This window comes from Planomicrobium soli (assembly GCF_003014655.1).
Taxonomy (GTDB): Bacteria; Bacillota; Bacilli; order Bacillales_A; family Planococcaceae; genus Planococcus; species Planococcus soli_B.
Genome location: NZ_PYAT01000003.1, coordinates 150,623 through 173,834 on the forward strand (window position 1 = coordinate 150,623; position 23,212 = coordinate 173,834).

Here is a 23,212-nt window from a genome sequence, read left to right on the forward strand (position 1 = left end):
AATAATGGAAATATCCGTTAGTTTCTTATGATAGAATTTCATAGAGGTGTTTAAGATGGAAAACGTAACCATACTAATTGCATTAGCTGGCGGCTTTTTAGCCTTTATTTCCCCCTGCTGCCTGCCCTTATATCCTTCCTTTATTTCATACATCACTGGCATATCAGTGAATGAACTGAAAGAGAACAAACACGTTTCTTTCAGGAAAAAGGTGCTGATCCATTCGATCTTCTTTTCTCTTGGATTTTCAGTAATTTATTACATATTAGGGTTCTCATTGAGCACAATAGGTGGATTATTTACGACCAATCAAAGACTCATACAGATGCTTGGTGCCATTTTCTTAGTATTTATGGGTTTATTTTTAATGGGGATTATTAAACCCGAGTTCATGTTCAAAGAAAAACGGTTGAACTACAAAAAGAAATCAGCTACCTATCTCAATTCTTTTGCAGTCGGCTTTATCTTTTCGGCAGGGTGGACACCCTGCATCGGACCAATATTTGGTGCCATCATTACATACGGAAGCTTAGTGAACCCAGCCCAAACGGTTTCTGTGGTTACGGCCTACTCTCTTGGATTTTGCATCCCATTTATTATCATGGCCTTCTTTATTGGCAAAACGAAGTTCATCTTAAAATACTCTGCCAGCTTGATGAAATTTGGCGGTGCCATTATTGTGTTGCTAGGCATCATGATTTATTTTGACAAGATGTATTATTTGAACATCTGGACAGCTGATCTTCAGTATTTTATTGAGTCTTGGTTGACTTAACTAAGAGCTAATGCAGCTTAATCTTCAAATTCGATAAATTCGTTTGGGAGAGAAACGTTGGAAGCGAAATAAAGTAATTGAAGCTGTTATCCTTATCGGGATAACTGTTGGTCCCACAGTTTTATTGTTTCATGTGGATTTTAACTCCATAAGGTTGGTGTTTCCCTACCTATACCTTCCCCTTCATTGGGGCTTAGATAGGACATAATTTAGGTGAGATCATTTAGAATCAGCAATTTATAGAAGAAACGAAAACATGCAGGAAGCCTTGTCCAGCCACTGTATTTTTAGTTAAAAAAGCAACTGAAATAAACAGAAGAAAACTCTTAGTTCAATAAACTAAGAGTTTTCTATTTTAATTAAAATCGCCTCTAATAGGTATAACACTTTGGTAATAAATGAATTAGTTCCTTTTTTATTTCTTTCTTCCTTGTTCAACTTGATAATTACAGCTTCCGCGAGAGAGTTTTAAGAACTTGGGAAGTAAGAAGTGAGGTCCTGTATTTCAACGAGAGCTCGTTCATCGGATATTAAAATTTCATAAGTATATTCTTTTCCTTGCTGATTCTTGACGATGACCATATATCTCCCTTGGCCGAAATCATATCTGGTACCTCCGTGAAATAAGGGCTCATTTTCATCGTAAGATTTCAGCACTTCTACTGCTGCATAATGAAAGGCTGCCATTTCGTTTTCTTTGTGTTCACTATACAAATAGATTGCACCAACGATTATCCCAATTGTAAAAAGTGAAAACAAAAATATGGTTAATATTCTTTTCATGAAATATTCTCCTAGTTTTTATTACCTGCCTGTTTAAAATATAGGCTATGTAATGAGCTAATCTTTCAGTTACTTTTTAAAACCAGATTTTCTTTTTGTCCGTTCCACTCTATTACTCCAGAAATTCCATCATTTTCATCAACGATATTACATATCTTGCACGTTCCATCATCCGTAATAGAATAACTATGAAGACTCAGTCCAAGTATAGGAACCTCCCGGTAAAGAAAACAGAAAAAATCCGTTGTCTCCTTGTAATTGCCACCCTTCAAAATAAGCGCTTTCATGAAACACTTCAAGATAAGTATTCCCTTCAAATTCAATTATTAAATCGGCTATTTCTTCAAAAAGAAGGATATTAATTATTTTCTTTCCCAGTAGAACCTTTTCTACATCTTTATGCGAAAATCTTTTTGGAGAGTAGAGACAATCTGAATACCCGACCACTATTTCTTTAACAACTTTTAATCTCCATGGACATTCAATTATTGAGGTTGCTCTTTCAAAAGTCATTCCCAGAGGCGCGTTCTTTTCTGTATTCACTTCTGTAACCTTCTGGCCAATAAAAAATTCAAAATCAATAGCACTTATTTTCCTATACACATTTACCCTCCTCTAGAGAAAGCCATTTACTCAAAAATACCGTTTACTGCTTGTTAAAATACTTCATGGGAATACTCTTTATCTCTACTCATTCATAATATTTGCTTCAAAAGAAGGAGCGAATTCTTTATTTAAACAAAGTATTTACGGCGCGAACCCGTAATAGAAAAAGACGTGCAAATATAAACCGATGAATGAGACTATCAAACAATGGAGAACAAACATAGCCATCATAATTACTTTAGACATTTTACCCACTTCTAATTTCCATATCTCCTTATAGACTTGAATCCATAAAGAAACTACGAGCGGTACAACCAGTAAAAAATAAAAAATAACCACTCCATCTCCAAAAGCAACAGCATACTTAAGAGCAAAGCTTTCATCGACTTTAAAAGAGTGTTCCATCCAAGCGACTGATGAGAGAAAAGCAAGCTGCATGGCAACTGCGTAGAAAAACATAGGCATTCGATATTTCCCTAAATTGCGAAGCTTCCAGAAAATGAAACAATAAACGATAGCAATACACAGACCAACGATCAGATTAAACGAATAAAACATAAGAGCACCTCTTCTAATTACTTAACTGCATCGTCTAACGATTTTATATACATATCGAACTGAATAGTTGTTCCTGTCAAATTGCAAAACTCAATAACCTCTTCATTAAATCCTATACAAGGTGGCTCTTCACCATAAAGACTGGGAACAATCATAATGACAAAATTCACGTCGTATTGTTCCTTAATTTGCAGGAGTTGCGAAATTTTATTTTTTAAGTTTTTATAGTGTCTCTGCATTGTGCTTCTACATCTAATCGATCGACATCCGATTTTTCGGTATCCCATGTAGAGAAGCGGCGGGTAGAGCCCCCTCTTCTTTTACTGCTATAAGCCCAACTGTTAAAAGGCTGAATACCTAATAAAGATGTAATGTCTTGAGGATTGAATATTCCTTCCTTGTAAGCCACTAAACCATTCCGGCCAACTTTACCATTGCTTTCAATTCCAAAATAAGTATAGCTATTTGTTTTTCCATTAAGTGCTCCTTCAAAATGAATTTTAGTTTTTTTAGCAATAGTTCAATGCACTCTACTCAAAATCTCCTAAAGGTTTATGGAAATAAGGACCACAATTTTCTTCATGAGTCAGAACAAAGGTCCAAGTAAAGTGTTCATCGACAATATAGAGATCACTTCCTACATGAGTAACATCTTTTACTTTTAGTCGATTAGCTTTCGGTAGATGTATGGCATCTTCACTGGATGTACAAATAAGATAGCATCCCGCCTTTTTCTGCATTTCGAACGCATCTATCGCCCGCTGACCATGGAAACAGTCGATTTTACCCATGCTGAAAACATTCCACATGCATTGCTTAAAGGCTATCTTTCTCTTTTGGGATTTGCTTAATTTTTTTGCAAAAGCCTCTTCCCATCGGTGCTCTAGCTCATTTCCGTTGTTTGGCACTAATGAAAATCTGATGTTCATATTCTGCAATCGAGTTGTTTGCTTATTTAAAAATTCATCCATTATATATGAATCCTCTTTTCTAGATAGCAACTATGTTTGCTACTAAATACATTTTTCAAAAAACCGATGATTTAAAACAAACCTTTTTTCATCTTTAATTTACCTCGTATTATTAAGGTATAAGGAATTATACTTAAAAAAGAGAACCGGCAATATGATAATCAAGTTAAACAGTATTTTAAGAAATGGAGGTGAAATAGTGGAATTATTAGAACTCACCTATTCTCCCCTTTATTTAGTGATGGCAGTAATGTGCTCTCTCTATCTGATTCTTTTTCGAAAAGAGAAAGGATGCATGGTTCTTGCAGGAAAAATCTATTCAATTTTCATTCTTGCTGTTTATTTAATTGCGTTTAGTTTATTTTTAAGATCTGTCCTTTAAAATTCACTTTTATTTTGTACGACTTATAAATTTTCTAAAATGTTACTTGGTCATCTCAAATGGATAATTTAATTTAATACAACAATTTTCTCAGCAATTTCATTAGCCGGACCTTGTACTTTGGTCCACACATTTACATAATCGCCTTCGCTCAGATCGCTCATACTCGTTTTTGTACCTTCTACTTTAGTTGTTTCTTCAATAAATAATTCGTATGCAGGATAAGAAGCCGTTGGGTCTGTAGCGGGAGGACCTATCATAATATGCCCTTCCTCAATTTCAAGGATCCGTAAATTTTTATAATTAGGCAAATATGAAGTTTTTTTGTTTACCTTATTCGGAATATACGATTGCTCTTTTACTGCTTCGCTTTCTTTTGCACAACCATATAAAATAAGACTCAAAATCAAAAATAAGAACAAAAGTTTTTTCAAACAAACCCCTTCTTTCAACTTGTAAATTATGCATTTTGAATGGCAAGAAGTTACAAAACTCTCCTCTATTTTTATATCTCTAACCCATGTAAAACCTAAATATCGGAACCAAAAAGAAAAGAGGAAACTTATTGATAAGTTCCTCCACTAATAGATATGGCATGGCACCATGTAAATAAGTTTTCTTCACATTTGGTCAATCGTTTATTCTACAGGCATATAAAAATGGCTATCTACCCAAACGAATTCTCCGTCTTCTTTATCAATTCTAGAAGGCTCTTCTCTAAATACGAGAAATTTTGTTGTTTGATAGTCTTTTAAAGGATTATTTATAGCATAAACCTTCAATATTTCTCCACTTGCTTAACTTTTTACTTTGAATAACATTAACTTTCCGTTTTACTTAACAGCAGTCCCAATTATATAGAATATTCGAGAAGTCACCGTTCTTCAAATCTTCTTTTTTGATAAAGAAATTGCCGACACCAGAATCTCCCCACATGATACCTGCCTCATCTTCCGAATCAATCTGAAGCAGTAAAATATCGTAATCATCATAAGTTTCATCTTCTCTTGGATCTGCTTGTGTAAAAAATGCATATCCGCCAATCTTGTGGCCGTCGTTAGTGAGCGTTTCAGCGTAAATCTCCCATAACGTGATATCCTCGTTGTCTTCTGTTTTTACTATTTCCTCGAAGTCTAAATTGCCGAAAGCATTTTCAAATGCATGATCTGCCACTGACACTGCTTCGTGTTCCAAATTGAATGTTAGAGAAAGTTCGTTTGTCACAGGGAAATACTCTTCCTCAGAATGATTTTGATAAGAGAAGTCAGTAACGAGTTGGCCCTCAGGTAAAAGTTCTTTATGATAAACCACTTTGAAATTGGTTTGTTCTGTTTGGTCATCAAAATTAAGCCCCATCACATCATCCTCGGCAGCAAGGAAAAATTGCAGGATCCCTTTCTTTGGCAGATCTTCTAAATTACTTGGCAATTCCTCAAAATTAATCTGAGCAAGCAACTTCATCGGATTTCCAGCAGCGTCTTTTGGATGCTCCTCGGTTTTCGGCAAATAAGGAAGGCCGGAGAACTTACTTTGATATAAAGTTGTTTGTTCTTCTTTTGTCGTAATTTTTATTGTAGGCTTTAAAGTTGCTTCAATCTCTTTCCGGACTTTCTCTAATTCTTTAGGTAGTAACATTTTCTCCATAGCTAATCTCCCCTTCAAATTGTTATAGTCGTACCTTTAACTATTTCATATATGTAGACAAATATGAAAATCGATTTTTAGTTAAACCATGATTTACGGTTGATTTAATTGAATCTCAAAATCTTTCGCTTTAAAATCTCTGCGCTTTTTCTTAACTTTCCTTCTCAAGGAGTCAGCTAAGCACTCATCCTCCAAGATCATTCTCATCATAATAGTCGAAATCATCAATCTCAATCTCTGTAACATTTTTAAAAGCGCTATTAAAATCTTTGGTCGCTTGAGTTTCGTTTAATAGATCCAGTATGACTGTGTCGCCGTATGTATGAATTAGATGCCGGACTGCTATATACGACTGCAAATAAATATTGTAATTGGAATCTAATCTATTGTTTCGCCATTGTTCCGCCGTCGTGACTTCTTTCAAAGGCAATCGTTCCTGCTCCATTATAGTAATGCTCATTTCTTCGTTCCCGATGTATTCGGCAAATCCCTCATTAAACCAATACGGTATATCTTCTAGAGACAGTCCCAGCTCACTAAATTTATGCCCCATGACAAAATGCGTGTACTCATGCATCACCGTTTTATTGTATTCCCAAATCACAGGAGGAGAGCCATTAGCTAATGCCTCTCTGTCTTCTGGTACTATACCGGTCATATTCATTTCCATCGAATGGAATCCACTAGCATGATCTAGCCCGGATACACTGTCCATCTCTTCACTAGTTTTAAACAGTACAATATCGTTCGGTTCACTGTAAGAGCCGATAAACTTGCTGTTTAATTCTATCCCCCGATTTATTGCAGCTTTAGTGAGCGGCAATAAGTTCTTATCTTGATCTGAATAATGTAAAGTAAAATGTTTATATTCTATACTGTTGTAATTTTTTAAGGTCTCGTTCCTTATGTCAGATGCAATTACCTTGAGCATTAAAGAGAAAGCCATTTGGTATGCGGGTTCTTTATATTTCTGAATAACGAATACAAGGGTGCAGAAAAAGAAGATTACCACACCGGAAATGATTAATGCTTTTTTCACTAATTGCTTCCTCCTTATTCAAGAGAAGAAAGTTTACTTTATTTCCATCTCTTATACAGTTAATTTATAGATCTGTTTACTTAACTATAATGATTAACTAATGGAATTACTAGATAATTTTGGGAATTCGTCTTAATAAAAGTATTTTTACAAAATGCAAGGAAGAGAAGCAATGCAGTGCTCTATACTTTATTATTTATATATACAGTTAAGCTTATGGAGGGTTTGTTAAAGACTGCGTAAGTTTTCTAATTGGATTTCCAAAATGATTAATTCGATAAAAGAATTTGCATTAAAATTGAAAAATAGAATAACCGTGAAGAAAGAGAGGATTTAGTGAGATGGCAAATCCGTATGAACGATTTGAAGGTACACCTTTATGGAAAAGTCTCGATAAAGGCATAGACAATCTGGCGAAAAACAACGATATTGAAGAAACGGCACGCAGAGAATACATAGTAGGATACCTTTGTCAGTTGATAGATGAAGCTAAATGGAGGACCAGAAATGAAAAAAGTAATTGATAAGATCAGTTCTAGTTCAAAAGCGAAAGGTGTTTCATTGCTGGATTTAAAAAAAGCAGAAAAAGAGCTCGGTGCACTTTTCCCAGAAGAATTCAAGGATCTTTATGTAGAAACAAATGGCGCTGAGTTTGGTGAGTGGACTTTGTTTCCGGTTGCGACTGCTCAAGATGGAACATTAAGCAGTGATCTTGTTAGTCATAATCTGCACAACAGACCCGAGAACTTACCTGCTGACATGATTATTGTTGGCGAGAATAACATTGGAGATAAGCTTTGTTATCGCATCCGGAAAAGGTGGATGCAGGAGTACCTCTTTCTGTGGAATGAAAAAAATAACCGTTTAAATAAATATACTTCCCTTTTAAGCGAACTTATTGAAACCACCGTTCGGAAAGACACCAATGGAAAGCCTCGAAACATGGGTGACTTTACTGTCAAAAGTGGAAAGCTGATTGTAACGGATCCTTGTTACTCAGCCGAAGATACAGGCATTCAAGTTCACTTATCGAATGTAAAAAACGGACGGTGGACAGCCACGGTTTCTTATACAGATGATGAAGTTGTCGAGAAGTTAACTGCGTATTTTGCAGAAAAGAAACCAAGTGGAAAATGGCATAGTTGCGATAAACTTATCGCTGTAGATTCTGCACAAGCTGGTATATTTGATGCTGCTTTATTCGGGAAAGATGAAGCTATTCCATATGAAGTAGAAAATGTATATGGCATAGGGATGGATGAAGAGGGATTGAAATACTATGTTGCATGTTCAGATGCTGTGGCATCTGATGATCAGGGAGGCGTAATTCCTGGAGGCGCAGTCGCCATGTCAGGCTATGGAGACGGGATGTATGAAGTGTACTTAAAATACAATATTCATAAAGAAATAGTAGGTGTGATGATCGGCTTTGGCGAGGAAGAATAACTAGTGGACTAAGTTCATTTTTTAGATAGGGAAAGCATAAAGAAATAAATTAAAGAAACGGCCTAACAAGAGCATCTTTATTTCCTCTCGTTAGGCTTTTTTAGTTTATAGATTTTACAACTAATGATACGCATTAATCGGTACTAGATTGTAAATAAGGTTACCTAGACGGCCATGCCAGAAAACAGGATGCTTCCCATCAAGCTGCCGATTCACTTATTCAATCCACTTCCCAAAAGATCTTGCTATTGGCTAAGAAGGCAACAACACTCTATTTTTGCATTGTAGCTTCGGATCAAAGCTCAATAATTTTATTATCTTCAACTGGTATTAGTCCCACCAGAGGAACAATTTATTCGTATTTTTAAGTTCTTCAATAAGGCCATCTATACTTTCCGTACCTTGATCTACGATATCAGGACAAAATTCGTACATTTCATGTGCAAAAGATTCTATTTCGTTATTCTGGATCTCCTCTATAAAAATTGCTTCAACCCAATCATAGTCAGCGCCTACTATAGTGAACGGATAGCGGTTGTTCCATTGCATCAGTCTTGAAATAACTTCTTGATTGCTGATATCGTAATTTTCGCCATTTGTTTGCACAACCTTTAATATGTCAAACTGATCGCTGCCTTTAATTATGCCTATCCTACACTCACTATTGAAATTAAAATTTCTTTCGTTAATAAAAACCAGGTATCCTGTTTGATGAAATTGAGATTGAAGCTTTAAAACAACTTCCTCAGATTTTTCTTCTGAAATGCTAAAAGAGATTCCAACTGTCTCAACCAAATCATTTTCCAGGTTACTGATGTTTAATGGCTGTAATCCAGCAGGAGCAACTTGTTTTATAATTCTCACCACTTTGTCCTCAAAGCCTAACTCCTTAATTAGCCCATCGCTTATCTTTTCAGTTTTTTTGCCTAATCCGAAAAAACGTCTAAAACCCATAAAACTACCTCTCTTTGTCCTTTTGAACTTCTAAACTATTTGTTATAAGAACGTTACTCCAGCAAGGTGTTCTCCTAGTTGCTTTCTAATAAATCTTTAAGTTCACCTTTTTTATACTTATTCGTCCATCTCCAGCAATCTTGAACGCAGTACGGGTAAGAACCCATGTAATTCATGAATCTCTACCGCTTCATCTGTAAAGTTATATCGTAAACTGTTTTTAACGTTCCATTGATTTAGAGTAACCAAAACATTCTCTAAATAATTTCCTCCCAATATAGTGGTGAAATTTATAGTAGTTAGGTCTGTAAAATTCGTTCCAATAGCTAATCATCCTACTATAACTCTTACAAAATTCCTCTCTGTTTTCACTGCAAAAGAACTTAATTCGTTCCGTGTCTTGATCTTTTAAAATGCCATAAGTCATTTCTAAGATTTCCACGACGTATTCGTCACAGATTTTAACGATATAAGGAATCGCCCAGTCTTCATAATCCATTTGAAGCAGCGAACGCAAATGCTTTTGCCGAACATAGCCATCACTACTTCTTGAATAGATGCAATGCAGAATCATTTTTTGTCGTTCATTTAAGATATCTTCTATTTCATTTGAGTTATCAATAGAGTAAATACGGTAGGGAAACACAACTGCCCTATTGTTCTGCCAATAGTGAATAAAATCTTCAGAAATATCATATCTGGAATTATTCCAGGTTTTATCAGCTGTCAATCCAATCACTTTAGCAACATCATCTTTCAAGTATTTTGGAAACCCTAGTTGAAACACTGAATCACTTCCTTAATATATGTAATTTACAAAGCAGGTAAAGAAAGCTCCAAAAGGAAGATTATAAATTTATCTAAATAGACCTCATCTACATACTCAAATTTTGTTAGCAGTAAAAGACATCGCCTTTCGTATCCCGAAAAGAAAAAAGAAGCGAGTTTCGCTTCTTATTCTTCGAAATACCCTTCCCAATCATAATCCTCAATCTCGGCAAATTCCCCTTTATCATTTCTTTCATATGCACATAAAGGTGGTTTTTCCAGAAACTCCAGTATGGAGTCATCCATGTTTAAAATGACTGCAACGGCAATAATTTGGAAGTTTTCTAAATCACTCAGGAAATCCTCTTCTTCATACCCGCTCAATATAGCCCATCCCGAGTCGCCATCTTCTGTCGAGTTGTCACGAAGCATAAAGTTAAACTCTTTTCTTTCTAGAACATCATTGCTAACTGTAACCAATGTATCAAAGTAAATATCCTTGTCGTCAATATGCGGATCTTCGTATTCCGTATCGCAAATGTTTTCATAACCAAAAGAGACTCTTTCCCCTACTTCAATCGGCAAACTATATGGTTCATTATTCAATGTACCAGTAAATCTTGACCCATCGATCTCAGTGATCTCCACCCACATTCTCTCGGCTCCGAACTCTCCTTCTTCTGCTTCATTTGCCACAAAAATTAGTTTTACCAGATCACCAATTTCCAGCCAGCTAAGCACTTCTTCGCTTGGTCTTTGGAAAGTGTACGGAAACTCTTTGTTCAACTCATAGACGTTATCTAAATACCATGACATGCGTTTTCCTCCCATATTGCTTTTGAAATATGCTTTATGCCTTTCCCAATAACTCTTTACTTTAAACTGAGACATGCTTTAACAACTGTTTCTCGATTCTTAAAAGCTTTTTTGATTGAGCAAATACTAAAACACAGGTATCTCATTCCATCTAACTTATCCTTTATTTTATCGAATACGAGCACATTAAACTATATGAAATTCTTTATAGTAGTTAGAGGACTCCTTAGAAAGGTCTTTCATAGTAGCTATTTTCAAGTACTATCATGCAGTCAAAAAGCCATTCGGTGGGTTAAGTGAGATCATTTCGTTACTAAAATAAACCCGTTATGTTTTTTATCGATCAAAAACCAAAAAATAAAAAAACCGCAGCAGAATCTGCCGCAGTTTAAAAGCTAAACTATTTTTTTATTCCAGTTCTTGCACTGCATAAGAAACCATTTCATATCGTGGACCTACCCGAACCACCGTGAACGTTAACCTAAGATCATTTCGGTCCGCCAAATGCTGGATCGGAGCGTTTCCTTGATACAGATTTATCGCATAATAATCGTTGCCCACCTTCACTTCGATTACGCGGCCATCTGCTAATCCAAAAGGCTCTTCTGTGGTAATTTGCAGTACTTCACCTGAAACTTTAAGCTCCTGAAACACCTGCAAGGTACTAATTGGCAAAGCGATCGTGCTGCCAAATTTGTTTCGTAACGTGTGCTTAGTGTCACCCGACTTCACGACGTAAGTTGCAGAAGTTCGGTAGATTACCCCAGTGTCAGGATAAAGCGTTAAGATTTGCCCAACTTTGATAATGTCAGATGTAAGACGGTTAAGTCTCTTGATGCTATCGATTGAAACACCTGTTCTTATGGAGATGGAATACAACGTATCCCCTTTTACCACCCGGTAATTTCTGTTTTCCAGATTTTCCTGATTTCCACTCCACGATTGGTCTTTGTGCGGAATTGCGATTTTTTGACCGACTATTATCTTGGTGCTTTTGGTGAAGTTCGCCGCCATCAACTGTTCAACAACCAAACCGTATTTTTTCGCTATACTGTAGAATGTGTCTCCTTTTTGGACAATGTAATAACTGGCCACGTCACTTGCTGCACTAGGTGTAATCACTGGACTCGCAACTGCAGCAGACGAAACTAACGCAAACGACAAAAGAATTTTGGCCATTCGGTTTTTTCCTTCCGACGATTGAGGCTTTTCGTTTTTGGCTTGAGGGACAGGTTTTAACTTGAATTCCACCATCTTTTCCCCCTACTTTCTGGTTTTAATTTACTGCTATTAATACTTAATTTCCCCATAATGAAAATAAATAATCATTTATTTTTAATTTTCTGATAATTTAAATGCAATAATTACTTCTAAAAAAGCTACCCTATTAAAAGCCTAGTTCAGTTTCAGCAACTCTTCTCCTTTTTTTTATAAGGACCCAATATTGATGAAATGTAAGCTGATTATAACTCCTTCGTAATAGAAAACATTGAGATTATCTAATTTAGGGTCTCATGCCTTTCCTATAAATCAAGGGTTAGCAAGGGGTTGCTCAAGGAGCAATTTCGAAAAATTTCCCATTGTCCGGAATAAAGAGCAGTGAGATATTCTCTCCGCTTGATGGCACTGTTCCCAAAAAGGCATAGCCCCAACTGGGAGCGAAGGGATGCCAAACATCGCTCCTATCGAGAGGCAAGTTGTCCTGCTCCGTCAGCTCCAGGTCCTGGTTGTAGTTGGCCAAAATATGTTCTTGGGCTTGCTGATGGGTGAATTCTGGCATCGAAAAGAAGATTGATGCTCCCACCACAAAGACAAAAAAGAAATAAGCCCCATATCTCTTCTCCGGAATAAGGTGTTTATGGACCATGACATGAAGCGATAAAAAGAGAATAGGAGCGTGCAATGCCATCACATTATGATAAATTTGCTCATTCACGACAAAAAGAAGAATCAAGATAAAAAGAGATATGGTAAAGCCACCCTTGTATTCTTTCAACCGTTTCCGACCTCCTTTAGTGTAATGTGGACGAACGAATTTTCTTTAGGATAAATTATGTAGTGACTTACTTGAAGAGTTTAACTAAAAGTAAAAAGAGAACCGTCATGTAACAGCGAGCCTCGTTGAATCAATAAGTTTCTATTTCGACAGCAACTTAAGTTTTATTAAGTTGCTGTCAATTAAAGCGATATCGATTTCTCCTGCTAATGTTCGTATGTCTGAGTCAGTGTTTTGCAAGAGGTTGGCTATACTTTTATTTTATTCCTTTTCAGCTGTATTACATAACTTGCATCCGTTCCGGAATCGTATCGTCCCACCTCAAATTCCTTGAAGTTGATCAGATCCCTGAAATAGAAGGGGACATCCGCCTCCCAATCGATATTCTCAAGCATTAGAGGAAAATTATCTTCAATTGGGTTTGGCGTATGGATGTAAATAGCGTCGGATCCTGCGTCAGCAATATCCACTGATACCCATGACTGAAAAGACATCTCGGAGGCTTCGAGCTTTACCGCCAACCCTTTATATAGCGTTAAATGAGCTTTTATGTGCGCCCTTCTTAATTTTATGCTTCTATTTCCATTCCCCTTAAAATCCAGGTGGATATGCCAAAGGTTAAACCAGCTAGCCTTTCCAAAGTCTAATTTAGAATGTTCGGCAGTGACCTTTTGCTGCAGATTGCGAAAATGACGTCTTTTGCCTCGGAATTTTTTCAATATGCAGCACCCCCATTTGCTTAGATGGAACGATTGAAGGTCATTCCCTTATCAATGTGATGATGTGTTCTCTAAATTCAATCTCTTCTTCAAATTCATCAATAAGTTTCTCTATATTTTCGATAGTCCTTTTTTTGGACATTTCATCAAGATTATTCAAATAGGGTTCAAGGAGATTGTAGGTTTCCCTGCTCACTTCATAGCTTCGATCGGCTAATAAAGGCAATAACTCCTCAATGGATTCTTCATAATCCAGATATCCCAAAGCATACAACAGCGTTCCTCTAGAATTTTTTGTATTTTTATGCTGAATTAGTTCGATCAAGCTTTTTGCAGCCTGTTGGTAGCGGCAATCGGCTAACGCCAGGGCAATTACATTTCGTAAAAAGTTGTTATTGGTCTCTCGCAATTGGGAATGCAGGAAATCGGCTATATCCAGCGTCTCTTCTAGAGAAAGGTTTTCAATGGCCTCGCTCGCCTTTTCGATCTCGTTGCTTTCAATCCATTCTTTTATTAAAGATTTCTCCATGCTTCCTCTCCTTTTCGGCTTTTAATCTGCTAGTCAAGATGATAGGTTAACTCTTAAAAGATTCGAACCGTATCCCTCTACTTTCCACTTCTTTAATACTCTCTTTCTATAATGTCTCCGCCTAATTTATAGATGAGAGAATGCAGGGCACGAATGGCACTTGTGGCATGCTCACCCCAGTGCACTTCAAAACCGAACTTCCACTCCCATACCGCTTCGCTGCTATGGCCTTGCTCATATAAAAGGAGCCCTATCTTAATGTTGCTGTAAATGTCGATAATATCGTCTTCTAAGCACCCATTTACTTGAGTTTCATTATGATAAGGATCGAATATTTCTGAGTAAACGTTATGATGTTTGATTCGGCTTCCGGCAGCAAAAAATCTAAATTGATCGGATGCTCTTCTTCAGCTTAGACTTCTGGCAGGTCCAGCGCTTTTGTATACAGGTGGGACAAAATCTTGAGCAAGATGCGGAAGCTTTCTTCTTCCTCAAAAAGACGGCACGAATCGATCAAATCACAATAGGCGGCAGCGGCGGAACGAAATGCTGCCACTTCCAGGCTTTGTATCTCTTCACTCCTTTGTTATTAACTTTGATGCATCCTTTAGAAAGCACACTGATTACCTTATTAGTGATTTCGCCGAAATTACTCGTATTCCTTTATATTTGCCTCTCCTGCCTTTTTCAAGCGTTCATTATGTTTCCAAACAAAAAAGGATAGAGGCTTGAATCAAGCTCTTCCCTTCCTAACTTACGATATGAAGTCCATCAGTATTCGGCATAGCTAAAGACGGTTGTCGTACTGCCGAGCTATTTATGCGCAGCATTCTTCTTTGTAACCATAAACTCTCTGTCTTCTAATCAGATTAAATAAGCCCTTTTTCATTCAACAGCTGTAAATACAGGACATAGTCTTCGTTTTCCAGTGTGTAATTGGAAGGGTTTATTCCTTGTAAGTAAATCATCTTTTTTAAAAGTTTTTCCGATCCCCCTTGAATCGTAAAGTTGTCTATATAGCGTCGATCCGCAGACTCCAATACGATTTTAATACTTTTCTCTCCCTGGATTATCTGTTCTTTATCTTCAGCGGATAAAGAAACCCACTGGAAAATCAACTTGATGGACTCTTCGGCTTCAATATTTTCTGAAGCAGAACGCAACTGATGGACCACTTCTTCCGGTATGGAAAAGCAAGCCCTTATTTGATCAAAGCGGACACAAGGGTCTTCTTTCATCTCTTCCACTGCTTCTTTGCCGATTAGTTTTGCCTGGTACACTTCTATGAGATGCTGGCTAACTTCCTCCAATGTCAGCCTTTTGGACAAACTGGAACGCAAAAATCTTTCATGCAAAGTTTTCATAGTTAACTTCCTCTCTTTGTCGAAAACGAAGGGTGATGGTGACCCCGCTTCACTCTAAAGCACTCTATTTTAAGATTTATGTTTTCAACATCTAAATGCTTATGAGAAAGCGTAAAATGGACAACGGAAGAGCAGGAAGAGAACTGACTTAATATGAAACACCTACGTTCCTATAAGTTGTGTTACCTAAAAGGTCCATTCAGTCTTTTACATTACTGTCTTTTCAAACGATACTGTCTCGATGAAAATCAGTTAAATCGGGATCGACTATTTCAAGCAACTCCTCAAACTGTTCCCATCCGAACTCTGTTATATAAGCTGCCTCGTTTTTAGTAATTGGCACTAACCAGACCATAATGACTTCTTTTTCTGAAGACTGCTGAAAAACATAGAATTCCTCATTGAAATAAACCGGCGATGTAACATATAGCGCTTCTAGTTTAGAGCTTTCGAATAACGGTCCAGCTGGACCAATCACATTTCCTCTGAGCATCAAATGCTTAGAAGCAAGCAAACGATCAGCAACTTGCATAAGAATACCGGGAATATTTTCAACTCCGAACTCTTTTTTTGATATTATAATAGCTTCTTGAAAAAATCTCGTATGCTTTGCATCCCAAAGAGGATATTCACTAACTCCGATAGTTGAATAGGTTGTAGCACCTTCGAATGGGACATCATCAAATAAATTTACTTGAAAATCATGTTGGCAATCCATTTCCAAAGAAAGCCAACCAGCTTCCAACTTACCTAGGTGTTCCTCTAGAAAACTGATAATAGATTTCATAAACTTACCACTCCTTATTCAAACTTTGCTTTTAGAATACTTTCTTATAAGGAAATCAAATATAACTTATCTCAAATTATGTTGTATTCGTTCATTAAGAAAAAGATCACTTTTTTAGATGAGCGCTTCATATGCCTTTCAAATAGTAGAAGCAGCTTTTTTCTTTTTTCCGCATCTTTCACATTCGTAAAGAAACATTGCTGGAATTTCACTATCTCGACTAATCCGTTCGTACCTATGTAGGCCAATTCTGCATAACAGGCTCTCTTCTTTATTGGTAGCCAGCAATGAAACGATAAGAAATATAAAACCAAAGGCGATTAAAATATAAGGTATGTTGTACAACTTGAATGTTTCTTCGACTTTTGCGAGAAGAAGAACTGCACCAACCAAAATAGAAAGTGAAGCGATTGTTTTCAACTTAGCAAACAAAAAATCCCTCCTTTAGTTTTTTAAAACCTTCAATAATTTTTCTTATTTCGCCTGCTGGATTTATTTTGGAAAAACGAGTAAATCGACACCACAAGAAGAGCAGTTACAATGTCCTGTTCAAGCAAAGGGCGTATGAATAAAACAAGCAGTACCCCTACTACTCATATGAATAATTGATCTATTTCATCTCTGTCGTAATCTAAAATCCAATCGTTGTATTTATGGTACATTCCTTTTATATTTTCAGTTGAGGCGGCTATTAAATCACAACCTCTGTCATCGTAAACGTGAAAGATGGTTTTATTTTTTATGTTGATAAAGAACACATCATGATAAATGTTCGGTTTGATTCCCATGTCTTGATTGCATATAGCTTTCAGCAACGGGATGTATTTGATATCCGATGTTTTGCATTTGAGAATAAAACGGTGCGTTTTGTACTTGCCGTCTTCATTATCTTCTGGAAAAACGTACGGAATGGTAACGTGCTTCAATTGATTCAAAACGGATTTCTTCTGTACGTATCGAGAGAAAATTTTTAACTTGCGGTTAAACGTTGCACCTTTTCCGAAGTCGTTTACGTTTGCTACCATAAAAATCTCATCTTCCTGTGAATGTAAAGATTTAAACAGAGTGATAGCCCTTTGGTAAACGCCTTTTAAATAAGGACTGTTTTCTCCATCATTCTGCCAATCGTAGTTCACGCCTAATTCGAAGCGAATGCCGATCTCCCAGTCATAAAACAATGGAGGTTTTAATTCTAAGTTGGAGAAATTCTCTTTCATAAAGTCAGTAAGGTTCATTTTGTTCCTCTTTCCTTTTCTTGATTTATTGCTTCTTTCACATATCCATCTTCTCTTGCTGAATACAGAACTAAAATAGATTTGTTGTTAAATGGTTCTTGTAAATATCCACTTTATTTGCAGTAAAATTCAAAAAACGTATTTGCTCATTAATCTGAAGACTAATAGTGATCAATAAAGGAAAATTAATCTCTTTAACCCTATCTTCTATAGCGTGATATTCATCTTGTTCTTTGTCGTATAAAATGATTGAACTAATTGACACTGTAGCGTTTTCCATATCGACGCTGCACATTATCGGAAAAGGCTCTTCATTGTTTATTTTTGCTTCACCTAATACAATGGAACCGTTCAGTTCTACTGTGAAATCTTTTGTTTCAGCAGGTCTTACCCAAGTCTCGTCTTGTTCTTCATTTTCTTCTGAATCTATTGCCCATTCCCAAATCGGACTTTTTTTCAAATCGTCAATGGTTAACTCATTAACCGGTTTAGTTTTCAACATATATTCCACCCTTCATTTATTTTCCGTTAAAATTCTTAAAACTTATCTCGACTGTTTGAATGTTAGAGTTCAATTAAGAGGATCGATGAAAATCAAGGGTTGAATGTGACTTAATTGTACTTAAGTTGCATTTAACTCCTTAGTCTCATTGCCATGCGCTCAATCGAAAATCATAGCTAATTAATATGTTATTGTTTTCATTATACTAAAAATTCCCATTTTATAAATCGTAATAAATGAAAACTAAAAGTAATAGTCTTTGTTGAAGTACACTTCTACAAATAAAAGAGAGAGAAGAGGCTCTTTGGTCAGTCTCTTCTCTCTTCCTATTCAAGCACCTTTCGATAATTTAGTGATATATAAACTACCTATGCTTTAATTTTTTTCTTATACATGTGCGACTATATCTTTTACATTATTCAAGATTTGAGGTTTGAAACAAACAAAAAGACCCTATGATATTAACTGGTACGTTCCTTATCGCAAATATTAAAATTACACTATTAAATGTATCTAGATTTGCAAAGGGAATTGCATCTCTTTTTTAAAAAATGTTCAATTCAAAATTTAAAAATTTCGGTTATTTGATTTTCCTTCTATTTTCATTCAGTATCCCCAATCATCGACGCGCCACTTTCCTGAACTATCATCCCTGATCAAAATCCAGTTCCAATCGGTGTATAAAAAGTCAGGTTCGAAGCTGCCGTCGCCACCTTTAGCATCCGTTTTAAGATTAGATACGAGAACGATTACATTTTCTTCCTTTATTCCATTTGTTGAACCCTTGCCGTACTTCAGGTAGTCTTCAACCACTCTGTCGGATTCTTCTTCTGTATACCATAATTCTTCAAGTTCTATGCTCTTAAAACCTCTGACCTTTTTCTTTACAGCTTTTGCAGCATTAGTTAACTCCTCATCAGAAAACTTAACAGACTCTCCCAAATTCACTTGCACATCAGTAGCTTTGCCAGATTGGCTGTAAAATACACCGGCTAGTAACACCACAACCAGACAAAGAACAACTAAAACCTTCTTCACATGCTCCACCCCAGTATTCAGTTTTTGGCACTTGTATATATTATTTAACGAGAATTACCTAAAATTGGTTCCTCCACTTTCTTCTTACCGATATACAACTTTCGATCGAAAGGTTGAACATTACCAATTCCTGGAATCCAGATTCGTTATTAAATATTCTTGGAAACTTATGGGATTTTATTAATTAGAAAAATGACACCATATCCTTTGCTTTGTCTTCCGAACAAACTTTCGCTAAATAGCCGCTTACGCTCAATTCGCTTTTATTTTCCCTGTATTCTCCTTATTCACTAATATTCCTAGCAGTACATGCTTACATAACAATAGAAGAGACAAGGTGTTTCAACCAGTCAGGAGTCTTTTGTAAGCTCTTGCGGAGAATTATCTCTTTCGGTAAATTTCTAATCTTAAAATTTTTACCTATCTAAAAAGCTAAACCCGCATTATCTAATACCGTTAACAAAGATATCCATATATGATTCCAATTAAATTTTTGATTTAAAATAGAACAAACTAGAGAGATTTTGAAAATCCTTAAACTTCTATGTAATATTTAATTAATTTGCCGATATAATTTATACAAGGAATATTGCTTTCTTATATAAGATCTTATTTTCTTAAACTCCATACTTTCAAAAGATTATCATAATACGTTCCTTGAAATTTTAATGGTTCACGTTCCATCATTTTAAAGGGACGGTTACCTCCTTCGTTTCGAATGATTATCACAACACATGCGGGAGGACATTCAATGTTAAAAACTAGCAAGTTACCTATCCTATCATTAATTGCAATTATCTCTACATATTTTATGTGGAATACCACATTCAATGAACAAACATGGCTAAAATCAGCAGGAATAAACGGGATTCAGCTTTTTGCCGCAGCCCTCAGTTTTATCTGGTTGTTTGGAGCTTATATCCGCCAGACAGACCGATACAGAAACTTCTGGCTGCTGCTAAGTTTAGGGATGTTATGTTCCATAAGCGGTTCTTTGATTTCCCTTTTGGTTCAGGCGAGCCAAAAAGTCATTGCCACTCCGGCGCTTGCTTCTTTCTTCTGGGTGTTCTCCTACCTTTTTTTATTAGCTGCTATGGTCTACAAAGCTAAAGAAATAGGCGCAGTTTTTTCAAATAAGACATACCTTTTCAATATTATTATTTATATGATCACCGCTATTGGCATTAGTTATTATTTTTTGATAGGTCCGCTGCTCTTTTTACCGGAAACGTCACTATTAGTTAGACTGTTTGCGATAGGATACCAAGTAACAGACTTAGGAATTTTGTTTTTTAGTATTATGCTTTACTACCATATACAATTTCAAAATGAAAAAAGAGTCCTTTTCTTTTTGATAGCTGGACTATTGCTTCAACTAATTTCAGATTCCCTTTTAGCTTATTTATCAATTACCGGAAATTATCAGACCGGTAGTGCAGTCGAATTGATGTGGATCACCGCTCTGCTTCTGATTGGCTTTACAGGCTTTTATGATGACGGTGTCAGTAAAGCAGAATATAAAAAGCCGGACAACCTTTTTAAAAAGAAGGAGTACATTTTTCCATATGCCAGCATAATCCTGCTTACCGCTTTAGTAATTTATAGTTATCAATGGAATTTTAATGCCTTGAGTGGATCACTCCTCATCACTTTTCTTATGGTTCTCGGCCGTCAGCTCTTTATCATCATTAAAAATAACGAATTGATGGATGACCTTAAACATTTGGCTTATCATGATCCCCTGACTGGTTTATCTAATCGATTCAGTTTTATAGAAAATATCCAAATGACCTTGAAGCAAAATGCAAATACCAGAGTTGCTTTATTATTAATCGATTTAGACCGCTTTAAAGTAGTGAATGATACACTTGGCCACCATATCGGTGACCTGATATTAGTGGAAACAGCAGTGAAATTAAGACAAGTACTAGATACAAATTCTCAGATCTACAGACTGGGAGGGGATGAGTTTGTTGTTATCCTTTCTGATGCTTCAGAAAAAACTGCTGCTGTATCAGCTAAGAGGATCTTAGACAGTTTCCAAAATACTTTTTCGGTGATGGCATACGAAATCGATCTCACCCCAAGCATTGGAATCAGCCTGTTTCCTGAACACGGGACGACTCAGGAAGATTTACTAAAAAATGCGGATGCCGCAATGTATCTTTCAAAGGAAAAGGGGAAAAATGAATTTACTTTTACAATGCCGAGCTGAATAGCTATATGAAGCGGAAAATGGATATTGAGAATCAGTTAAAAAGAGCGATTGATAAAAATCAGTTTTCATTGGTTTATCAGCCTAAAGTAAATTTTCAAACCAATAAAATGATCGGTATGGAAGCCCTATTGAGATGGGAACATCCTGAATATGGCTGGGTTTCTCCAGCGGAATTTATTCCGATTGCTGAGGAAACAGGACAAATCGAAGCTATTGGAAAATGGGTTCTGGAGACAGCTTGTAAACAAAACAAAGTTTGGCAACAACAAGGACTTGGCCCTTTAAGTGTTTCCGTTAATGTATCCGTTCTGCAATTTCAAAATGGTAAATTTCTTAAAACGGTAAAAACCGTTTTAGAAGAATCAAAATTAGATGCACAGTTTCTGGAACTGGAAATTACAGAAAGTATTATGCAAAATATCAAAGAGAGTAGAGATATTCTAACGCAATTTAAAAAATTGGGTGTGAAGATCTCCATTGACGATTTTGGCACCGGTTATTCTTCCCTGCATATTCTTTCAAAATTGCCGATCGACACGATCAAGATAGACAAATCATTTATTGATGAATTGGATCAGCTGGATCGATCGCCAATCATAAAAGCAATTATAGATCTAAGTTTGAACTTAAACTTAAGTATTGTAGCCGAGGGCATAGAAACGGTAAATCAACTTGAATTCTTGCAAGCAAACGGATGTATGATTGGCCAAGGATATCTTTTTTCAAAACCGGTAAAAGCAAACGAATTTGAGCAGTTAATCAGAACAAATGATGTAAGAAATTTCGAGAAACAGCCATCGCTATAACTTAAAACTCCCTACCAGAAGAAACCTAAATGATTACCAAATCGCTATAAATGATTAACGTAAAATTCGAATGTTTATAGCTTGCCTTTTATTAGTTGGGCTTTGTCTTGTGAATTAAAAAACAGATATTATATTTCAAAAGAAAAGGAGAGAAGAAACTCGGTGCCCACCGCTTCTTCTCTCCTTTTGCAATCATTTAACTTCTTATAAATGGAGATAGACAACCTATATTTTCGATAAAATATTTAAATGATCACTTCTTGTTTCTTTACATTTTCTAAAAATAAATCCTAAACTTATCCTTCCATATCCATGGAGTTTAAGAATAATTTAGGTTAGACAGAATCATCTTATCAGCTAAAGGCGTGCTTCCTGCGATGATGGATTACATGGAAGAAACAGTATTAACCAAGGTTTGTTTTGTTATTTCCATTAAAACAGCTTTATCAGCGCATCCTAAAATAGAAAATTCACACAAAAATGAGCTGGAAAATGCATCTCCAAGCTCATCACTAGTTAAATACTTAATTTTATTCATTCAAAACATTCCATTTTGATTGTTATGCCGTCCAACATCCCGTAGTGCAGCTGCTTCAGCTAAATTTTGATTTAAAGTTTTTTCCTGTTTATTTAAGTTATATTTTCTTCGGGTTAAAACATCAACAAGATAACTTCCTAAGAATATAACAGCTACGGAGCCCCAAAAAATCCACATTATCCAATGCATAAATTTCCCTCCTTCTATTTCAGTCATCGTCCCATGATCTATTTCCTCTATATATACTAATACGGTTTACAGCTGCAATAAGTTTCAATAATTTATATTTTCAGAATTATTATTTGTATATTATGACGCTAGCAAACCACATCTGCTCTCTATTTTTATTAATATGTTCCTGATAAGTGCTGCTCTATAAACTAAGAATTCGTCAAGATTATACGTGATTCATAATTAGTTTAACAGTGATGGTTAATTTGAATTGTATTCTGCTTAAATTTTTGCCTCTTTCAATTTAAATCGAATACCTTACTGCCAATATCTCTTTCAATTAATTGACGGCTGGCGCTTGTCTGGTCTGTAATTCGATTGAAATTGGCAAATGGATGGATTCCATATGCATTTCTATCACCATTTGATTTCATCAAATAGGCATGGAACTCCTGAATTTTTGTTGCGATTTTTCTCCTTGATTGATCCATCTTTAGTGATGAGTATAAGGAAAGTCAGTTATATGGATCTTGAAAGCCTTTTATAAAACTGTTCCTCAAGGTTCAA

At 36.0% G+C, this 23,212-nt stretch carries 32 protein-coding genes; 6 read left to right on the forward strand and 26 right to left on the reverse strand.

What is annotated here, in order from left to right; genetic code table 11:
• The first annotated feature begins 55 nt into the window (after positions 1–55).
• The gene (locus tag B0H99_RS04965) at positions 56–775 is read left to right on the forward strand and encodes a cytochrome c biogenesis CcdA family protein (RefSeq protein WP_106532539.1); all 720 of its coding nucleotides are present in this window, start codon (positions 56–58) and stop codon (positions 773–775) included.
• A 468-nt stretch (positions 776–1,243) separates the two neighbouring features.
• Here B0H99_RS04965 and B0H99_RS04970 read toward each other — a convergent pair whose 3' ends face one another.
• The 5 genes from B0H99_RS04970 to B0H99_RS04995 all read right to left on the reverse strand — a co-directional run bounded on the left by B0H99_RS04970 (position 1,244) and on the right by B0H99_RS04995 (position 3,693).
• Positions 1,244–1,558, reverse strand: coding sequence for a hypothetical protein (locus B0H99_RS04970; protein ID WP_106532540.1), 315 nt, complete (start codon positions 1,556–1,558; stop codon positions 1,244–1,246).
• Between the two features lie 186 nt (positions 1,559–1,744).
• Positions 1,745–2,161 carry a hypothetical protein gene (locus B0H99_RS04975; RefSeq protein WP_245894403.1) on the reverse strand — a complete coding sequence of 139 codons (417 nt, stop codon included), beginning with the start codon at positions 2,159–2,161 and terminating at the stop codon, positions 1,745–1,747.
• A 144-nt stretch (positions 2,162–2,305) separates the two neighbouring features.
• Positions 2,306–2,722 (reverse strand): hypothetical protein, encoded by a 417-nt coding sequence (locus tag B0H99_RS04980; protein WP_106532541.1) that lies wholly within the window; start codon positions 2,720–2,722, stop codon positions 2,306–2,308.
• 214 nt (positions 2,723–2,936) lie between these two features.
• Positions 2,937–3,131: a DUF4279 domain-containing protein gene (locus tag B0H99_RS18250; protein ID WP_483878498.1), complete on the reverse strand. Its 195-nt coding sequence runs from the start codon at positions 3,129–3,131 to the stop codon at positions 2,937–2,939.
• Between the two features lie 121 nt (positions 3,132–3,252).
• Entirely contained in the window at positions 3,253–3,693 is a 441-nt protein-coding gene (locus B0H99_RS04995) for a DUF4275 family protein (protein ID WP_106532544.1), read from the reverse strand.
• 199 nt (positions 3,694–3,892) lie between these two features.
• Between B0H99_RS04995 and B0H99_RS05000 the strand changes: the two genes are divergently transcribed.
• A complete protein-coding gene (locus B0H99_RS05000) occupies positions 3,893–4,075 on the forward strand; it encodes a hypothetical protein (protein ID WP_146137243.1) in 183 nt (60 codons plus the stop codon).
• A 68-nt stretch (positions 4,076–4,143) separates the two neighbouring features.
• Here B0H99_RS05000 and B0H99_RS05005 read toward each other — a convergent pair whose 3' ends face one another.
• From B0H99_RS05005 to B0H99_RS05015, 4 genes are all read right to left on the reverse strand, one after another.
• A complete protein-coding gene (locus B0H99_RS05005) occupies positions 4,144–4,509 on the reverse strand; it encodes a hypothetical protein (RefSeq protein WP_106532546.1) in 366 nt (121 codons plus the stop codon).
• A 204-nt stretch (positions 4,510–4,713) separates the two neighbouring features.
• The gene (locus B0H99_RS17770) at positions 4,714–4,857 is read right to left on the reverse strand and encodes a hypothetical protein (RefSeq protein WP_181313575.1); all 144 of its coding nucleotides are present in this window, start codon (positions 4,855–4,857) and stop codon (positions 4,714–4,716) included.
• A gap of 55 nt (positions 4,858–4,912) precedes the next feature.
• Positions 4,913–5,719, reverse strand: a complete 807-nt coding sequence (locus tag B0H99_RS05010; protein ID WP_106532547.1) for a YwqG family protein — start codon at positions 5,717–5,719, stop codon at positions 4,913–4,915.
• Between the two features lie 184 nt (positions 5,720–5,903).
• The gene (locus B0H99_RS05015; RefSeq protein ID WP_106532548.1) at positions 5,904–6,758 is read right to left on the reverse strand and encodes a peptidase MA family metallohydrolase; all 855 of its coding nucleotides are present in this window, start codon (positions 6,756–6,758) and stop codon (positions 5,904–5,906) included.
• Positions 6,759–7,099: 341 nt separating this feature from the next.
• Here B0H99_RS05015 and B0H99_RS05020 point away from each other — a divergent pair, with 341 nt between their 5' ends.
• Entirely contained in the window at positions 7,100–7,282 is a 183-nt protein-coding gene (locus B0H99_RS05020) for a hypothetical protein (RefSeq protein WP_106532549.1), read from the forward strand.
• A complete protein-coding gene (locus tag B0H99_RS05025; RefSeq protein WP_106532550.1) occupies positions 7,266–8,204 on the forward strand; it encodes an SMI1/KNR4 family protein in 939 nt (312 codons plus the stop codon). Before B0H99_RS05020 ends, B0H99_RS05025 begins: the two co-directional genes overlap by 17 nt.
• Before the next feature lie 330 nt (positions 8,205–8,534).
• On the opposite strand, the gene B0H99_RS05030 is transcribed toward B0H99_RS05025, so the two are convergent.
• The 15 genes from B0H99_RS05030 to B0H99_RS17920 form a co-directional block, all read right to left on the reverse strand.
• Positions 8,535–9,158, reverse strand: a complete 624-nt coding sequence (locus B0H99_RS05030) for a DUF4253 domain-containing protein (protein ID WP_106532551.1) — start codon at positions 9,156–9,158, stop codon at positions 8,535–8,537.
• A 220-nt stretch (positions 9,159–9,378) separates the two neighbouring features.
• Positions 9,379–9,945 (reverse strand): hypothetical protein, encoded by a 567-nt coding sequence (locus B0H99_RS05035; RefSeq protein WP_106532552.1) that lies wholly within the window; start codon positions 9,943–9,945, stop codon positions 9,379–9,381.
• A gap of 167 nt (positions 9,946–10,112) precedes the next feature.
• Complete coding sequence (locus B0H99_RS05040) at positions 10,113–10,742, reverse strand: immunity protein Imm33 domain-containing protein (protein WP_106532553.1); 630 nt, start codon at positions 10,740–10,742, stop codon at positions 10,113–10,115.
• Between the two features lie 408 nt (positions 10,743–11,150).
• Positions 11,151–11,993 carry a LysM peptidoglycan-binding domain-containing protein gene (locus tag B0H99_RS05045; RefSeq protein ID WP_181313576.1) on the reverse strand — a complete coding sequence of 281 codons (843 nt, stop codon included), beginning with the start codon at positions 11,991–11,993 and terminating at the stop codon, positions 11,151–11,153.
• Between the two features lie 301 nt (positions 11,994–12,294).
• The gene (locus tag B0H99_RS05050; RefSeq protein WP_106532555.1) at positions 12,295–12,738 is read right to left on the reverse strand and encodes a hypothetical protein; all 444 of its coding nucleotides are present in this window, start codon (positions 12,736–12,738) and stop codon (positions 12,295–12,297) included.
• 248 nt (positions 12,739–12,986) lie between these two features.
• On the reverse strand, positions 12,987–13,457 hold the full coding sequence (locus B0H99_RS05055) for a hypothetical protein (RefSeq protein ID WP_106532556.1): 471 nt from the start codon (positions 13,455–13,457) through the stop codon (positions 12,987–12,989).
• Between the two features lie 40 nt (positions 13,458–13,497).
• Positions 13,498–13,986, reverse strand: coding sequence for a HEAT repeat domain-containing protein (locus tag B0H99_RS05060; RefSeq protein ID WP_106532557.1), 489 nt, complete (start codon positions 13,984–13,986; stop codon positions 13,498–13,500).
• 92 nt (positions 13,987–14,078) lie between these two features.
• Complete coding sequence (locus B0H99_RS18210; RefSeq protein WP_106532558.1) at positions 14,079–14,348, reverse strand: DUF5063 domain-containing protein; 270 nt, start codon at positions 14,346–14,348, stop codon at positions 14,079–14,081.
• A 50-nt stretch (positions 14,349–14,398) separates the two neighbouring features.
• Positions 14,399–14,542 (reverse strand): hypothetical protein, encoded by a 144-nt coding sequence (locus B0H99_RS05070; protein ID WP_181313577.1) that lies wholly within the window; start codon positions 14,540–14,542, stop codon positions 14,399–14,401.
• Between the two features lie 313 nt (positions 14,543–14,855).
• Positions 14,856–15,350: a hypothetical protein gene (locus B0H99_RS05075; protein WP_106532560.1), complete on the reverse strand. Its 495-nt coding sequence runs from the start codon at positions 15,348–15,350 to the stop codon at positions 14,856–14,858.
• Positions 15,351–15,573: 223 nt separating this feature from the next.
• The gene (locus B0H99_RS05080) at positions 15,574–16,137 is read right to left on the reverse strand and encodes a suppressor of fused domain protein (RefSeq protein WP_106532561.1); all 564 of its coding nucleotides are present in this window, start codon (positions 16,135–16,137) and stop codon (positions 15,574–15,576) included.
• Positions 16,138–16,275: 138 nt separating this feature from the next.
• Positions 16,276–16,569 (reverse strand): hypothetical protein, encoded by a 294-nt coding sequence (locus B0H99_RS05085; RefSeq protein ID WP_106532562.1) that lies wholly within the window; start codon positions 16,567–16,569, stop codon positions 16,276–16,278.
• 161 nt (positions 16,570–16,730) lie between these two features.
• Positions 16,731–17,372: a DUF3885 domain-containing protein gene (locus B0H99_RS05090; RefSeq protein ID WP_106532563.1), complete on the reverse strand. Its 642-nt coding sequence runs from the start codon at positions 17,370–17,372 to the stop codon at positions 16,731–16,733.
• 70 nt (positions 17,373–17,442) lie between these two features.
• Positions 17,443–17,874 carry a hypothetical protein gene (locus tag B0H99_RS05095; RefSeq protein WP_106532564.1) on the reverse strand — a complete coding sequence of 144 codons (432 nt, stop codon included), beginning with the start codon at positions 17,872–17,874 and terminating at the stop codon, positions 17,443–17,445.
• Positions 17,875–18,480: 606 nt separating this feature from the next.
• Complete coding sequence (locus B0H99_RS17920; RefSeq protein ID WP_219905815.1) at positions 18,481–18,912, reverse strand: DUF4829 domain-containing protein; 432 nt, start codon at positions 18,910–18,912, stop codon at positions 18,481–18,483.
• A 751-nt stretch (positions 18,913–19,663) separates the two neighbouring features.
• Here B0H99_RS17920 and B0H99_RS18015 point away from each other — a divergent pair.
• Both B0H99_RS18015 and B0H99_RS18020 read left to right on the forward strand, forming a co-directional pair.
• Positions 19,664–21,127: a GGDEF domain-containing protein gene (locus B0H99_RS18015; protein WP_245894404.1), complete on the forward strand. Its 1,464-nt coding sequence runs from the start codon at positions 19,664–19,666 to the stop codon at positions 21,125–21,127.
• A gap of 20 nt (positions 21,128–21,147) precedes the next feature.
• A complete protein-coding gene (locus B0H99_RS18020) occupies positions 21,148–21,936 on the forward strand; it encodes a putative bifunctional diguanylate cyclase/phosphodiesterase (RefSeq protein ID WP_245894406.1) in 789 nt (262 codons plus the stop codon).
• A gap of 385 nt (positions 21,937–22,321) precedes the next feature.
• Here the strand turns inward: B0H99_RS18020 and B0H99_RS17775 are convergent, their stop codons facing one another.
• Positions 22,322–22,474 (reverse strand): hypothetical protein, encoded by a 153-nt coding sequence (locus tag B0H99_RS17775; protein WP_181313578.1) that lies wholly within the window; start codon positions 22,472–22,474, stop codon positions 22,322–22,324.
• Complete coding sequence (locus B0H99_RS05115) at positions 22,475–22,663, reverse strand: hypothetical protein (RefSeq protein WP_106532566.1); 189 nt, start codon at positions 22,661–22,663, stop codon at positions 22,475–22,477.
• Positions 22,664–23,212: the final 549 nt, after the last annotated feature.